The organism is Sphingopyxis sp. sgz302558, from assembly GCF_057220455.1.
Window position 1 is genome coordinate 286,091 of record NZ_JBXPUZ010000003.1, and the last position, 14,323, is coordinate 300,413.

The following is a 14,323-nucleotide window of genomic DNA, read 5'->3' on the forward strand; positions in this document are numbered from 1 at the left end:
GCTTTGCCCCGATGGTGACCGGATAATGGCAACGCCAGATTTTGGAAAGTGCCCTTTTTGGTTGGAGTATCGGCATGACCTCGACCCTGCCCCGACCCGATGTCTGCGGCTTCTTCGACCCCGCCACCAACACCATCAGCTATATCGTCAGCGATCCGGCGACGGGCGCGGCGGCGATTATCGATCCGGTGCTCGACTTCACCGCGAACAATGCGCGCACCTCGACCGCTTCGGCCGACCGGCTGCTCGCGGTGGTGCGCGACAAAGGGTTGACGCTGGTCGCACTGCTGGAGACCCATGCCCATGCCGACCATCTGTCGGCGGCGCATTATCTGCACGAAATGACGGGCGCGCCGATCATCATCGGATCGCATATCTGCGACGTGCAGGCGGTGTTCGCGCCCATGTTCGATGCGGCCGATGTTGTGCCCGATGGCAGCGTTTTTCACCGCCTGTTGGGGGATGGGGAAAGCTTGGCACTGGGTGAATTGACGCTGACGGCCATGCATACGCCGGGCCACACGCCCGCGTGCATGACCTATGTCATCGGCGAAGCCGCCTTTGTCGGCGATACGCTGTTCATGCCCGACTATGGCACCGCGCGCTGTGACTTTCCCGGCGGCGATGCCGCGACGCTGTATCGTTCGATCCAGCGCATTTTGACGCTGCCCGGCGAAACGCGCATTTTCGTTGGCCATGACTATTTGCCCGCCGGGCGTAGTGACTATCGCTGGGAAACCAGCGTGGCCGAACAGCGCGCTGCCAATATCCATGTCCATGAAGGGATCAGCGAAGCGGACTTTGTTGCCATGCGCATCGCGCGCGATGCAACGCTGGCGGCACCGCAGCTGATCCTGCCTTCGCTACAGGTGAATATCCGCGCCGGAGCGATGCCGCCTGCAGACGCGAATGGGCAGCGATATCTGCGGCTGCCACTCAACCGCATCTGAGAATTGCCTCGGCGGGCACGCGGTGACATGAGGTTGCCAAGGGAGAGGCAGCCACATGAGCGACCACATCATTGTCATTGACGAAGGGACGACATCCACCCGCGCGATGCTGTTCAGCACCAGCGGGTCACCGCTGGGGAGCGCGCAGCGGGAATTCAAGCAACATTATCCCGCGCCGGGGTTGGTCGAACATGATGCCGCCGAAATCTGGGACGCAACGCTCGCCTGCACGCGCGACATGGTGGCACAGGCGGGCGGGGCTGAACGGATCGCATGCATTGGGATAACCAACCAGCGCGAAACGATCGTCTTTTGGGACAAGTCCACTGGCGAGCCGCTCGCGCCGGCCATCGTCTGGCAGGACCGGCGCACCGCCGACGATTGCGCGGGGCTGAAAGCGGAAGGGCATGAGGGCGCAGTGCAGGCCAAAACCGGGCTGCTGCTCGACCCCTATTTTTCGGGGACCAAGATTGGCTGGGCGCTGCGCCACTGGCCACAGCTCAAAGCGGCGGGCGAGCGGCTAGCGGTGGGGACCATCGAAAGCTACCTCGTCTTTCGGCTGACCGGTGGAGTGCACGTCACCGATGCGACCAATGCGTCGCGCACCTTGATGATGGACATTAACGGCCAGGGTGGCTGGGATGATGGCCTGTGCGACCTGCTGGGCGTGCCGCGCACGATTTTGCCGGAGATCGTAGGCTGCACGACCGAAGTCGGGCGCACCGACCCCGCCCTGCTCGGCGGCGCGATCCCGATTACCGGAATGGCGGGCGACCAGCAGGCGGCAACCATCGGGCAAGCGTGCCTGACCCCGGGGCAGACCAAGGCGACCTTTGGCACGGGGGCGTTCATTTTAACCGCCAGCGGCACGGTGCGCCCCACATCAACCAACCGGCTGCTGGCGACGGTGCTCGTGCAGGACGGCGATACGCGCCACTATGCGCTGGAGGGATCCGTCTTTGTCGCCGGGTCGCTGATCAAATGGCTGCGCGACGGGCTGGGACTGCTGGCCAGCGCCGCAGAAAGCGAGGGGCTAGCGCGTTCGGTCGCCGACAATGGCGGCGTCTATCTGGTCCCCGCGCTCGCCGGACTGGGAGCGCCGCACTGGCGACCCGATGCGCTGGCAGCATTATCAGGCCTGTCGTTCGCCAGCACCAAGGCGCATGTTGCGCGCGCGGCGCTAGAGGCGCAGGCCTATCAGGCGCATGATCTGAAATCCGCTTTCGCAGCTGATGGCGTCGATTGGGCTGAGCTGCGCATCGATGGCGGTATGGCGGCAAACGACTGGATGGCGCAGGATCTGGCAGACATGCTGGCGGTGCCCGTCGAGCGCCCCGATTTTGTGGAAAGCACGGCACTGGGGGCAGCGATGCTGGCCGCAGCCGGCGCAGGCTTGTTCCCGACGCTGGCGAAAGCCGCGACCGCAATGCGCGGCACCGCAACGCGCTTCACGCCCTCGATTGGGGCCGACACGCGAAAAGCGCGCCTCGCCGGTTGGCAAAGCGCGCTTTCGAAAGTGTTGGGATAAGACCGACGTCTTAGCGCTTGAGCGACAGGCCGCCGAAACGCTTGTTGAACTTTGCGACCTGCCCGCCCGCGTCGAGCAGACGACCGGTGCCGCCGGTCCAGGCGGGGTGCGCGGTGGGATCGATTTCGAGCGCGAGCGTATCGCCCTCTTTGCCCCAGGTCGAACGCGTTTCATAAACGTCGCCGTTCGTCATCTGGACCTTGATCATGTGATAGTCGGGGTGGATGCCCTGTTTCATAGTCGTCTAGCTCCTGTGCCGCTGGTTACCGACCAGCGGCTGAGTCCCTTGCCAATTTGGCGGAAGCGCGGCCCATAATGGGGGATGCGGGGAAATGCAACCTTGGTTTCAGGCCGCCGGCGGATCGGCGATCATCGCCGTAAACTGGCATTCCGCCGCCACCGCGCCGTCGAGCAAGGCCTTACCCGCAAAACGGCAAATCGTCCGCTTGTTCTGAACGATTTCGACGTGGAGATCGAGCAGGCAGCCGGGTTCGACCGGTTTCCTGAACTTCGCGCCGTCGATGGCCATAAAATAGACCAGCTTGCCCGAATCGGCGAGGCCCAGCGATTCAACCGCCAGCACCGCGGCGGCCTGCGCCATCGCCTCGACAATCAACACGCCGGGCATGATCGGGCGGCCGGGGAAATGGCCCTGAAAAAATTCCTCGTTCATCGTCACGGCCTTCACCGCATGAATCGAGGTATCAGGCACCAACTCCACCACCCGGTCGACGAGCAGCAGGGGGTAACGGTGCGGGATCGCCGCCATGATGCGGCGGATATCCATCGGGCCCAGCGTTTTCGCCATCACCTCCGTTTCCCCCTGCCCGCTCATGATTAGCGCGTCTGCGGCGTGGCCGGCGGCGGCGTGGTCGCAGGCGTGGTGCCCTGCGCCGCGCGCGCGGCGTTGACCAGCTCCTGGTTCTTTTGCTGGACCAGCTGGCCCGGCTGGTAACCTGCGGGCGGGACAATCCCGACGTTGGGCAGGATGGCGTTCAGATCGGCAACCACCGCGTCGGTGATGTCGACGTTGGTTTCGCGCGCCAGTACGCCTTCGGGGTTGAGCAGCAGGTCAACTTTCAGCCGCTTCATCGCAGCGCGGATCGCGTCGTTCATGCGCACGCTGATCTGATCTTCGACATAGGCAACGGCAAGGTCGACCTGCTGGCCAAGCTGGCCGACTTCGGCGTTGGCGGCGGTGCGCTTGTCTTGCACCGCTTTGGCGGCGGCTTGGACTGCGGCCTGGTTCGGCGTCGGCTTGCGCGCTTCCTCATTATATTTGGCGACCAGCAAGTTAAGCTCGGCCTGCAGCGTCTGGGCGCGCGCATCGCGCGCATCGATCTGGGCCTTATAGGTCACCTCGATTTGCTGCATCGCGGTGGTGAAGGCATTGGATTTGGCGGCGGCAACGCGCACGTCGGCGACGGCAATCCCGGCTTTTGACTGGGCGGCGGCCGGGGCGGCGAGCATCGGCGAGACCGACAGGGTGGCGGCGGCAAGTGCCGTCGCGGTAAGCAGTTTTTTCATCAGAATTGGGTTCCTACGTTGAATGAAAACCTCTTGGTATCATCGCCCTCTTCTTTGCGGAGAGCGTAAGCGAAATCGATGCGGAACGGGCCAAAGGGCGAATTCCAGTTGACCCCGGCGCCGATGGAAACGCGCGGTTTCCAGCTGTCGCCGAAGAAGCGTTCCTCAAACGGTGCCAGCGGCGAAAAATTGGTCGGGCACTGGTCGAAATTGCCGGCAAAGGTGACGACACCATTGGCATCGGTCGTGCTAGCCTGCGTGCCGAATTGCACCTGACCAGTGGAGGCGTTGCGGCACAGGAATTTGGTGCGCCCGTCGGCGGGGTCGCGGAAATTGGCGAGCGTGGTCAGAGCGGGCTGACGCACCTTGAACACCGACCCCACATCCAAGAACACCGACGGGCGCAGCCCCAGTTCCTTCGCGCCCGACCCCAGCGGAATGTCGATCTCGACCCGGCCCTGATACATCGCACGGCCACCCAGCGCGTCGTCGACCGACTGACGCTGTTCGGTGTTGAGGATGGGGTTCAATGGATCGGTGAGGTCAACCGAACCATAGCGGATTACGCGCGGCCCGACGCCGCGAATGTCGAAGCCGCGGATCTGCGGTTCACCCAGGAAGAAGCGGTCGGTCAGTCGCACCCGGTCACTGCCCGGGAAGGGGGCATCGGCAAAGGGCTGGATATAGCCGCCCTGGATCGACGTGGTCAGAATGAAATTGCTGCCCAGGTTGAAATGCTTGCTCGCTGCGGCAATCGCACGGGCATATTTGACGCTGCCGCCAAGCCCGGCAAACTCGCCGGTCAGCGTCAGCGAATGGCCGCGCGTCGGACGGATCCGGTTATCGCGGTTGTCATAGGCCAACGTTAGGCCGAGCAGCGACGTCGTGCGCGTGCCGATTGCGTCGCACAGATAACGCCCCGCAACCAGCGGATCGCACTGACCGCCAAAGAAATAGATGTCCTCGTCGAGCGACACATCGTCATAATTCAGGCTGTAACGTCCGAACGCCGACAGAAATTCGGTCAGGGGCACACCGACATTGACCTGGAACCCGGTGGTCACCTGTTCAAAGGTGGTTTCGCGCCGATTGCCGACAAAATTGAAGCTGTTGAGGTCGCGGCGATAGATAGAGCCGCCGATGGAGATGTTGCGATCAAGCAGATAGGGCTCGGTAAAGCCAAGCTCGACCGAGCGTGAATAGCTGGAATAATTGACCGAAGCCGACAGCTGCTGGCCTTTGCCGCGGAAATTGCGCTGGCGGACACTGGCCTGCAGGATGAAATTCTCGATCGACGAGAAACCAGCCGACAACGACAGTTCGCCGGTCGGCTTTTCCTCGACATTGGTCTCCAAAATGATCCGGTCGGGCGCGCTGCCTTCCTTGCGCTCGATTTCCAGATTTTCCTGGAAATAGCCAAGGCTGTTGATGCGGTTTTCGGTGCGCTTCACGCCAAAGCTGTTGAAAGCATCGCCTTCGTTCAGGCGGAATTCGCGGCGAACGACCTTATCCTGGGTCAGCGTGTTGCCATTGACATCGATGCGCTCGACATAAGTACGCGGGCTTTCGGCGATGTTGAAAGTAATCGACATCTCGCGCGTTTCGGCGTTGCGGTTAAACTCCGGATTGATGTCGGCAAAGGCATAGCCATAGAGGCCAGCGGTTTCGGTAAGCGATTCGATCGTATCCTCAACCAGCTTGCCGTTATACCAGTCGCCCTTTTTCATCGGCAGCAGCGCGGCGAGATTTTCCGCCTGGAAATCGCGAATTTCGCTTTCAACCTTCACATCGGCAAATTTGTAGCGCTCACCTTCTTCCACCACATAGGTGATGATGAAGTCCTGCTTGTTGCTGGTGAGCTCGGCCACTGCAGAGACAACACGGAAATCGGCGTAGCCCTCGGACAGGTAGAAAAGCTTCAGCTTTTGCTGGTCATAAGCCATGCGGTCGGGGTCATAGCTGGTATTCGACGACAGGATGGTCAGCAGCCCCTGTTCCTTGGTCGCCATTTCTTCTTTCAGCTGGCCGTCCTTGAAGGCCTCGTTGCCGATGATGTTGATCTGGCGAACCTTGGATTTCGGGCCCTCACTGATTTCGAACACGACATCGACGCGGTTCTGGTCGAGCTGGACCATCTTGGGTTCCACCGTCGCGGCGAAGCGGCCCTGGCGCTTGTAAAGTTCGATGATGCGCGCAACGTCAGCGCGCACCTTGGAGCGGGTGAAAATCTGGCGCGGCGACAACTTGATCTCGGGCCGGATTTTATCTTCTTTCAGCCGCTTGTTGCCCTCCAAAATGACCCGGTTGATCACCGGATTTTCGGTCACCTGGATGATGAGCGCGCCCGAATTGTCGGTGATCTGGAAATCCTTGAACAATTCGGTGGCGGCCAGGTCCTTGAGCGCCTGATCGAGCGTGGCGCGGTCATAGCGCTGGCCAACGCGCAGGCGCAGATAGGAACGGATGGTATCGGCCTCGAGCCGCTGGTTGCCCTGCACCGTGATAGAGCTGATGGTTGCCTCGGTGGCGGCGGTTGGCGCAGCAGCGGGCGCGGCATCCTGTGCCTGTGCTTGTGGAGCGACCCCGGCGAGCATCGTTCCCGCCAACAGCCAAGACGCCATTCGCACCCCAGCCGACCAATTTTTTGCTGCCACGCCAATCATCCTGAAAAAATACTAACCCTCGCCCCGGCGAAATGCGCGCTCCCCCGGCGCGATGGGGAAACCCCCTGCCCGTTTCTGCCTAGCCAATCAAGCGCGCTATCCCGTCCCACAGCCCAAATCGGCCCAAATCGTTGAAAGTCACGACGATCATCAGTGTAACAACTGCGACAAAGCCAAAGCGGAAGGCCCATTCCTGCACCTGCGCCGGCGCCGGTTTGCGCCGCAACGCCTCATAGGCATAGAAAAGCAGGTGTCCGCCATCGAGCATCGGGAGTGGCAGCAGGTTGATGAACCCCAGATTGATGGAAATTAGCGCGGCAAACGCGATCAGCGTCTCGGGGCCGAGCGTCGCCATCTGGCCCGAGCTTTGGGCAATCTGGATCGGACCGCCCATATCCTTGATCGAACGCTGACCGCCAAGCAATTGCCCCAGCACTTCGCCGGTTTGGCGAACAATGTCCCAGGTCTGGTCAGCGGCGTAGCCAAGCGCGGCTACCGGGTCCAACGTCTGGTAGCTCGGCTTGCCCGGCAAAATACCGATCACCGCGCGGCGAAACTCGTTGCCGAAACGGTCCTTCTCGCTGATTATCCGCGGACTGAGCGAAAGGGCGAGACGTTCGCCGCCACGCTCGACCACCAAATCAATCGGCCCACCCAATCGGTGCGCGACCGCCATCGGAATATCCTGAAACGTCTGCATCCCGCGCCCGTCGATGCTGACAATCCGGTCGCCGACCTGCAGATCGGCGTCGGCGGCGGCGCTGTTGGCCGTTACTGTGCCGATCACCGGCGGGGTCGAGCTGACGCCAACCGACATGGCAAAGGCCGCAAAGATCAACATTGCGAACAGGAAATTGGTGATGGGCCCGGCTGCAACAATCGCCGCGCGCTTCCACACCACCTGCCCAGGAAAGCTGCGGTCGCGGTCGGCCGCAGGCAGTTTCTCCCAGTCAGCATCGGGTTGGCTCACCGCATCGCGGTCGCCGAGGAACTGGACATAACCCCCGAGCGGCAGCCAGCCGATTTTCCATTCGGTCCCGCGCTTGTCGCGCCAGCCGAAAATTTTGCGGCCAAAGCCGATCGAAAAGGTTTCGGCGTGCACCCCGCACCAGCGCCCGACCCAATAATGGCCAAGTTCGTGGACGGTCACCAACGGTCCAATGACCGCCAGAAAGGCGACGAGCGTCAGCAAAATGCCGGGCTGCTCAAGCATGTTCCAAACTCTCCACCCGCCGCATCGCGGCCGCGCGTGCTGCCGCATCGATGCTGAATATGTCCTGAAGCGCGCTCGGCGCTGGCGGCGCTTCGCCGTCGATCACCGCGCGCACCGTGTCGATAACTGCCGGGAAGCTGATCCGGCCCGCCAGAAAGGCGGCGACGGCGATTTCGTTGGCGGCGTTGAGCTGCGCCGGACGCCCGCCACCCTCGGCAATGGCGGCACGGCACAGCGCGGTTGCGGGGAAGCGCCCTTCGTCGGGCGCTTCGAAATCCAGGCGGCCGATGCTGGCGAGGTCGAGTGGGGTGCAGGGCGTCACCATGCGGTCGGGCCAGGCGAGCGCGCTGGCGATGGGGATGCGCATGTCGGGCGCGCCGAGCTGCGCCAGCGTCGAGCGGTCAACAAACTCAACCATCGAATGAATGACCGATTGTGGGTGGACCAGAATCTGGATGCGCTCCAGCCCCACGGGAAAAAGGTGATGCGCCTCAATCAATTCGAGGCCTTTGTTCATCATCGTCGCCGAATCGACGCTGATTTTCGCACCCATCGACCAATTGGGGTGCGCCACCGCCTGCGCCGGGGTAACGCGCGCCATATCGGCGGCGCTCATGGTGCGAAACGGCCCGCCGCTGGCCGTGAGCGTGATACGCGCTACTTGGTCATAAGTAGCGCCCGCAAGACACTGAAAAATCGCGTTATGTTCGCTATCAACAGGCAGGATGCGCGCGCCCGACGCGGTGGCGGCGGCTGTCATCAGCGCGCCCGCCGACACCAAAGCCTCTTTGTTGGCAAGCGCCACATTGGTTCCCGCCGCCAAAGCCGCCATGGTAGGGGCGAGCCCAGCACAGCCCACAATGGCGGCCATTACCAGATCGGCAGGCTGCTGCGCCGCCTCGACTAGCGCGGCGTCGCCCGCCGCAATGGCAATGCCGGTGCCGTCCAGCGCATTGGCCAGTCCCTGATAGGCGTCGGCATCGGCGATAACAGCCAGATCAGGGCGAAACTCGCGCGCGAGCGCCGCCAGTTCGACAACATCGCTGTTGGCGGTCAGCACGCTGACGTGCCAATCGTCGCGGTTGCGGCGAACCAGATCGAGCGTCGATTGCCCGACCGATCCCGTGGCCCCGAAAATGGCAAGGCTGCGCGGCATCGCGTTAACCGCCCACCGTCAGCTGACCGACGAAGGCCAGCGCGCCAAGCAAAATCGCTACCGGGATCAGCCCATCGACCCGGTCGAACACCCCGCCATGGCCCGGAATGATGCTACCCGAATCCTTGACCCCCGCGCGCCTTTTCAGCCAGCTTTGCGCTAGGTCTCCCAGCTGGGCGAGCAGACCCATGAACAGGCCGATCCACAGCGGTACGCCCTGTATATCCGCCCGGTCGCCCAGCGTCGCGCCGACAACCAGCGCGGCGACCATCCCGCCGAACAGTCCCGACCAGGTTTTCGACGGGCTGATCGCCGGGGCCAGCCGCGCACCGCCAAAAGCGCGGCCCGCGAAATAGGCACCAATGTCGGTCGCCCATACCATCGCGAACACCCACAGCGCGGCGGTGAAACCGAGCTGGTCGCGGACCACCCACAGCCCACCAATCGCCGCCATGCTCAGCACTGTGCCCAGCACAATCAAACCGTTGCGCGCCCCGCCACCCAGCGGCATTTTTCGCACTATCGCGATCCATTCGGCGAGCATCAGCCCGCCACCCGCCGCGAGCAACAGCGCAAAGGCGATCCCGCCCAGCCACAGCGCCCCGGCCGCCAGCGCCACCAGCACCACGGCTGACACCAGCCGCAGCGGCAGATCCGATTTGGCTTTGGCCTTCACGTCCGCAGTCATAACCCTCCATATCGCCGTTCGCGGCGCGCAAATTCGGCGACAGCAGCGGCCAGATCATCGGCCCCGAAATCGGGCCACAGCGTTTCCGTGAACAGCATTTCGGCATAGGCCGCCTGCCACAAGAGAAAATTAGAAAGCCGCACTTCGCCCGACGTGCGGATAAGCAAGTCCAGCGGCGGCAGCGGCGCAGTGTCGAGGTGGCGTTCGATGGCTTCGGCGCTAATCGCGCCTTCACCTGCCGCCGCCGTCGCGGCGCGCACCAGCTCGTCCTGCGCGCCATAGTTGAGCGCAACCGCCAGCGTTGTCCCGTTATTGACGGCGGTCCGAGAGATGGCACGTTCGACCAGTTCGACCACATCGGGCGCCATCGCGCGCCAGTTGCCAATCACGTGCAGGCGCACCCCCGCTTCGGCAAATTCATCAAGGTCGGAAATGATGAAGCGCTTCATCATCCCCATCAGGTCGCTGACCTCGTCCTCGGGGCGCTTCCAATTTTCGCTGGAAAAAGCGTAAAGCGTCAACGCTTCCAACCCCAAATCGCCCGCCGCGCGCACGGTGCGCCGCACCGCCTCGACGCCCGCGCGGTGCCCAGCAACACGCGGCAAATGGCGCTTCTTCGCCCAACGGCCGTTGCCGTCCATAATGATGGCGACGTGGCGCGGGTGATGGGGGGTGGATGCGGTCACGACGTAAAGCCCCTCCCCTTTAGGGGAGGGGTTGGGGTGGGGATTGTGAGCCTTGCGCTAGGCCGACAGTCCCCACCCCCGGCCCCTCCCCTGAAGGGGAGGGGGGATGAGCGCAACCGCCGCACTACCCCAAAATTTCCTTTTCCTTCGCCGCCGCCGCCGCGTCGATTTCGGCGATGGTCGCATCGGTCAGCTTTTGGACTTCGGTTTCAGACCGCTTGCGCTCGTCCTCGCTGATTTCCTTTTTATTCTCGTCGTGCTTCAGATTGTCCATGCCGTCGCGGCGGACGTTACGCACCGCCACACGCGCCTTTTCGGCATATTGCCCGGCAAGCTTTGACAGCTCCTTGCGGCGCTCCTGCGTCATTTCAGGAATGGGCAGGCGCAGCGTCTGGCCGTCGGTGATGGGGTTGAGACCCAGGCCCGCCGAGCGGATCGCCTTTTCCACCGGGCCGACGTTCGATTTGTCCCACACTTGCACCGACAGCATGCGCGGCTCGGGCGCGCTGACTGAGGCGACCTGATTGAGCGGCATGTGGCTGCCATAAACCTCAACCGTAACCGGATCGAGCAGGCCCACATTGGCGCGGCCGGTGCGCAGCCCAGCGAGGTCGGATTTCAGCGATTCCACCGCGCCGTGCATGCGGCGCTCCAGATCGGCTTTGTCGAATTTTGCCATGGTCCTCTTCCTGCTTTGTTTTTGTTAGTTGGCGGTGACGACGGTCGCCACGCCTTCGCCCGCCAGCACCTTGGCCAGATTGCCCCGCTCGCGGATGTTGAAAACGACGATGGGAATGGCATTGTCGCGGCATAGCGCGACGGCGCTTGCATCCATCACTTTCAAATTGTCAGCGAGCACGCGGTCGAACGGCAGCGTGTCGAAACGCACGGCGGCGGGATTCTGCTTGGGGTCACTGTCATAGACCCCGTCGACGCTGGTGCCCTTGAGCAGCGCATCGCACTTCATTTCCGCCGCGCGCAGCGCAGCGCCGCTATCGGTGGTGAAATAGGGCGCGCCGACGCCCGCCGCAAAGATGACCACGCGCCCTTTTTCCAGGTGCCGTTCGGCGCGGCGACGAATGACAGGTTCGCACACCTTGTCCATCTCGATGGCCGATTGCACGCGCGTCTGCACGCCCAGCTGTTCGAGCGCGTTCTGCATGGCGAGCGCGTTCATCACCGTAGCCAGCATGCCCATATAGTCGGCCTGCGCACGGTCCATGCCCTTGGCTGCACCCGCCATGCCGCGAAAGATATTGCCGCCGCCAATGACGAGGCAGATTTCAAGGCCGGTGTCCTTCGCCGCCTTTACCTCGGCGGCCATGCGCGCGACGGTGTCGGGGTCGATGCCAAAGGGCGTGTCTCCCATCAGCGCCTCGCCAGACAATTTCAAAAGGATGCGTTTGAGCGGGGGCAGCGCCATGGATGCGAGCAATCCAGTTAGGAAGATGCGGAAACGGCGTGCACCCTAGAGCCTGTCGTTACCAGTTGGAAGTGCCATGATTGCGATTGGCGGCTCGTCGGCTAGGAGCGATGCGAAGGCCGGGCTGGTGGCCCCGGACAAGCAGCGCGACGACGTCCGACGGGCCGCCAATCGCAACCCTGCGGGCGGGCAGAATTTGGCCTACTGCTTCGTCGCTCGTCGGTCACTATGCTCGTGCATGGCTCCCTCCTAGCTCCTAGCATTAGGCCAATTTCTGCTCCGTCATGGCGCTTCCAACTGGTAACGACAGGCTCGCTAGGGACACGCCGTTGCCAAGGACCGCCGGACCATCGGCCCGGCAGCACAATATGAGATCAGATGCCGGCGACCGCAGCAACTTCAGCGGCGAAATCGCTCTCGGCCTTTTCAATGCCCTCGCCCAGCTGATAGCGGACGAAGCCCTTGAGCGTGATCGCTGCGCCAACATCCTTGCCGGCAGCGGCGACGACTTCGGCAACCGGGGTCTTGCCGTCCATCACGAACAGCTGCGACAACAGGGCATTTTCCTTGCGGAACTTGGCCATCGACCCGTCGACCATCTTGGCGACGATGTCGGCGGGCTTGCCCGATTGCGAGGCTTTTTCCTCGGCAATGGCGCGTTCGCGCGCGACCAAATCGGGGTCGAGGTCATCGCCATTGAGCGCCAGCGGGTTGGCCGCAGCAACGTGCATGGCAAGCTGCTTGGCCAGCGGCTCAAGCACATCGGCACCAGCCGAGGATTCGAGCGCAACCAGCACACCAATCTTGCCCATGCCGGGTTTCACCGCATTGTGGACATAGCCAGCAACGACGCCCGATCCCACGGCCAGCCTGGCCGCGCGGCGCAGCGACTGGTTCTCACCAATCGTCGCGACATTGTGCGTCAGCATCTCGGCAATCGTACCGCCGCCGGGATATTCGGCCGCGCCCAGCGCGTCGATGTCCGTGATGCCGCCTGCCAACGCAACGGCCGTCACGCTGCGGACGAAATCCTGGAAGGTTTCGTTCTTGGCAACAAAGTCGGTTTCGCTGTTGACCTCGACCATCGTGCCCTTGGTGCCGTCAGTGGCAACACCAACCAGGCCCTCGGCAGCCACGCGGCTCGCCTTTTTGGCGGCAGCGGCCAGACCCTTGGTGCGCAGCCAGTCAATCGCGGCTTCGATGTCGCCGCCGGTTTCGGCCAGCGCCTTTTTGCAGTCCATCATCCCTGCGAGCGTGCGGTCGCGCAGTTCCTTGACCATTGCGGCAGTGATTTCCGCCATGATGTTCGTCCTTATCCTGTGGGTCCAAGCGTGCGTGCCGCATCGCTGCGGTCGCCTACGACACCAATGTGACAGTTAGATTCGTTGCCCTCCGCTGCCCCGCCCGAAATGACGGGGGCAGCGGTTGGCCAGCTTCAAGCGTCAGCTTTGCCTTCGTCCGCTTCGACGACTGCTTCGGCAACAGGCTCGGCTTCTACGGCTTCTGCCATCGTCACCGGAGCCTCGTCAGCGACCGGGGCTTCTTCGGCCAGAACCGGCTCGGCGACGGGGTCTACCATCGCACCCAGATCTTCGCCGCGGTCGGCGCGGGCCTGCTGGCCGCCGCGCGTCGCGGCCTGCGCCACGGCGTCGCAGTAAAGGCGGATGGCGCGGGCGGCGTCATCGTTCGCCGGCACCGGGAAGGCGATACCGTCGGGCGAGACGTTCGAATCGAGGATGGCAACCACCGGAATGCCCAGCACATTGGCTTCCTTGATCGCCAGTTCTTCCTTGTTGGCGTCGATCACGAACATCACATCGGGAATGCCGCCCATGTCGCGGATGCCGCCAAGGCTGAGTTCCAGCTTGTCGCGTTCGCGCGTCCGGTTCAGAATTTCTTTCTTGGTCAGCCCCGACACTTCGCCCGACAGCTGCTCTTCCAGTGTCTTGAGGCGCTTGATGCTGTTGGAAATGGTCTTCCAGTTGGTCAGCATGCCGCCCAGCCAGCGGTGGTTGACATAGTGCTGGCCCGAAGCGCGCGCGGCGTCGGCAATCGGACCCTGCGCCTGGCGCTTGGTACCGACGAACAGCACCTTGCCGCCCGCCGCCGCGGTCGACGCGACGAATTCCAGCGCGCGCGCGAACAAGGGCACGCTCTGCGACAGGTCAAGAATGTGGATGCCGTTGCGCGCACCGAAAATATACGGCTTCATGCGCGGGTTCCAGCGGTGGGTCTGGTGGCCGAAATGGGCGCCAGCCTCAATCAATTGCTGCATCGTGACGACAGGTGCCGCCATGGTAGTTCTCCTTACCGGTTGGTCCGCTGGGAAGCGAGAACCGCAGCTAGGCAGCGGCACCGGATATGTTGCTTCCCATGAGGAATGCGCGGGCCGTTAGCGGGGTCGATGATGAATTGCAAGGACTGATACAGGTGCTCGGGAAATCCCTCTGCCTCGCGGTCCCGGGGGGGGGGGGGGGGGGGGGGGAGGG

Annotated in this window: 14 protein-coding genes; 2 read left to right on the forward strand and 12 right to left on the reverse strand. The window is 63.1% G+C overall.

Annotation, left to right across the window (positions count from 1 at the left end):
• Positions 1–74 precede the first annotated feature (74 nt).
• Both AC2TC0_RS12030 and AC2TC0_RS12035 read left to right on the forward strand, forming a co-directional pair.
• Positions 75–950: an MBL fold metallo-hydrolase gene (locus tag AC2TC0_RS12030; protein ID WP_484717764.1), complete on the forward strand. Its 876-nt coding sequence runs from the start codon at positions 75–77 to the stop codon at positions 948–950.
• Positions 951–1,005: 55 nt separating this feature from the next.
• Positions 1,006–2,478, forward strand: a complete 1,473-nt coding sequence (locus AC2TC0_RS12035; RefSeq protein ID WP_484717765.1) for a glycerol kinase — start codon at positions 1,006–1,008, stop codon at positions 2,476–2,478.
• A gap of 10 nt (positions 2,479–2,488) precedes the next feature.
• Here AC2TC0_RS12035 and rpmE read toward each other — a convergent pair whose 3' ends face one another.
• The 12 genes from rpmE to rpsB all read right to left on the reverse strand — a co-directional run bounded on the left by rpmE (position 2,489) and on the right by rpsB (position 14,130).
• A complete protein-coding gene (gene rpmE, locus AC2TC0_RS12040) occupies positions 2,489–2,716 on the reverse strand; it encodes a 50S ribosomal protein L31 (protein ID WP_484717766.1) in 228 nt (75 codons plus the stop codon).
• Between the two features lie 108 nt (positions 2,717–2,824).
• On the reverse strand, positions 2,825–3,265 hold the full coding sequence (fabZ, locus tag AC2TC0_RS12045) for a 3-hydroxyacyl-ACP dehydratase FabZ (RefSeq protein WP_484718123.1): 441 nt from the start codon (positions 3,263–3,265) through the stop codon (positions 2,825–2,827).
• 50 nt (positions 3,266–3,315) lie between these two features.
• Entirely contained in the window at positions 3,316–4,005 is a 690-nt protein-coding gene (locus tag AC2TC0_RS12050) for an OmpH family outer membrane protein (RefSeq protein WP_484717767.1), read from the reverse strand.
• A complete protein-coding gene (bamA, locus tag AC2TC0_RS12055) occupies positions 4,005–6,626 on the reverse strand; it encodes an outer membrane protein assembly factor BamA (RefSeq protein WP_484717768.1) in 2,622 nt (873 codons plus the stop codon). Before bamA ends, AC2TC0_RS12050 begins: the two co-directional genes overlap by 1 nt.
• Before the next feature lie 121 nt (positions 6,627–6,747).
• Positions 6,748–7,881 carry an RIP metalloprotease RseP gene (gene rseP / locus AC2TC0_RS12060; RefSeq protein ID WP_484717769.1) on the reverse strand — a complete coding sequence of 378 codons (1,134 nt, stop codon included), beginning with the start codon at positions 7,879–7,881 and terminating at the stop codon, positions 6,748–6,750.
• Positions 7,874–9,037, reverse strand: a complete 1,164-nt coding sequence (gene dxr, locus AC2TC0_RS12065; protein ID WP_484717770.1) for a 1-deoxy-D-xylulose-5-phosphate reductoisomerase — start codon at positions 9,035–9,037, stop codon at positions 7,874–7,876. Before dxr ends, rseP begins: the two co-directional genes overlap by 8 nt.
• Positions 9,038–9,041: 4 nt before the next feature.
• Positions 9,042–9,725 carry a phosphatidate cytidylyltransferase gene (locus tag AC2TC0_RS12070; protein WP_484717771.1) on the reverse strand — a complete coding sequence of 228 codons (684 nt, stop codon included), beginning with the start codon at positions 9,723–9,725 and terminating at the stop codon, positions 9,042–9,044.
• A complete protein-coding gene (gene uppS / locus AC2TC0_RS12075) occupies positions 9,722–10,411 on the reverse strand; it encodes a polyprenyl diphosphate synthase (RefSeq protein WP_484717772.1) in 690 nt (229 codons plus the stop codon). The genes AC2TC0_RS12070 and uppS overlap by 4 nt, the downstream gene beginning before the upstream one ends.
• A gap of 124 nt (positions 10,412–10,535) precedes the next feature.
• Positions 10,536–11,090: a ribosome recycling factor gene (gene frr, locus AC2TC0_RS12080; protein WP_484717773.1), complete on the reverse strand. Its 555-nt coding sequence runs from the start codon at positions 11,088–11,090 to the stop codon at positions 10,536–10,538.
• A 24-nt stretch (positions 11,091–11,114) separates the two neighbouring features.
• Entirely contained in the window at positions 11,115–11,834 is a 720-nt protein-coding gene (gene pyrH, locus AC2TC0_RS12085) for a UMP kinase (RefSeq protein WP_484717774.1), read from the reverse strand.
• Between the two features lie 374 nt (positions 11,835–12,208).
• On the reverse strand, positions 12,209–13,135 hold the full coding sequence (tsf, locus tag AC2TC0_RS12090) for a translation elongation factor Ts (protein WP_484717775.1): 927 nt from the start codon (positions 13,133–13,135) through the stop codon (positions 12,209–12,211).
• A gap of 134 nt (positions 13,136–13,269) precedes the next feature.
• The gene (gene rpsB / locus AC2TC0_RS12095) at positions 13,270–14,130 is read right to left on the reverse strand and encodes a 30S ribosomal protein S2 (protein WP_484717776.1); all 861 of its coding nucleotides are present in this window, start codon (positions 14,128–14,130) and stop codon (positions 13,270–13,272) included.
• Positions 14,131–14,323 lie beyond the last annotated feature (193 nt).

Bases quoted from the DNA above. Each gene is read 5' to 3' on its own strand.
- AC2TC0_RS12070 (WP_484717771.1), bottom strand. From the start codon at position 9,725: ATGACTGCGGACGTGAAGGCCAAAGCCAAATCGGATCTGCCGCTGCGG.
- rpsB (WP_484717776.1), bottom strand. From the start codon at position 14,130: ATGGCGGCACCTGTCGTCACGATGCAGCAATTGATTGAGGCTGGCGCC.
- fabZ (WP_484718123.1), bottom strand. From the start codon at position 3,265: ATGGATATCCGCCGCATCATGGCGGCGATCCCGCACCGTTACCCCCTG.
- AC2TC0_RS12030 (WP_484717764.1), top strand. From the start codon at position 75: ATGACCTCGACCCTGCCCCGACCCGATGTCTGCGGCTTCTTCGACCCC.
- tsf (WP_484717775.1), bottom strand. From the start codon at position 13,135: ATGGCGGAAATCACTGCCGCAATGGTCAAGGAACTGCGCGACCGCACG.
- bamA (WP_484717768.1), bottom strand. From the start codon at position 6,626: ATGGCGTCTTGGCTGTTGGCGGGAACGATGCTCGCCGGGGTCGCTCCA.
- frr (WP_484717773.1), bottom strand. From the start codon at position 11,090: ATGGCAAAATTCGACAAAGCCGATCTGGAGCGCCGCATGCACGGCGCG.
- dxr (WP_484717770.1), bottom strand. From the start codon at position 9,037: ATGCCGCGCAGCCTTGCCATTTTCGGGGCCACGGGATCGGTCGGGCAA.
- rpmE (WP_484717766.1), bottom strand. From the start codon at position 2,716: ATGAAACAGGGCATCCACCCCGACTATCACATGATCAAGGTCCAGATG.
- AC2TC0_RS12050 (WP_484717767.1), bottom strand. From the start codon at position 4,005: ATGAAAAAACTGCTTACCGCGACGGCACTTGCCGCCGCCACCCTGTCG.
- AC2TC0_RS12035 (WP_484717765.1), top strand. From the start codon at position 1,006: ATGAGCGACCACATCATTGTCATTGACGAAGGGACGACATCCACCCGC.
- rseP (WP_484717769.1), bottom strand. From the start codon at position 7,881: ATGCTTGAGCAGCCCGGCATTTTGCTGACGCTCGTCGCCTTTCTGGCG.
- pyrH (WP_484717774.1), bottom strand. From the start codon at position 11,834: ATGGCGCTGCCCCCGCTCAAACGCATCCTTTTGAAATTGTCTGGCGAG.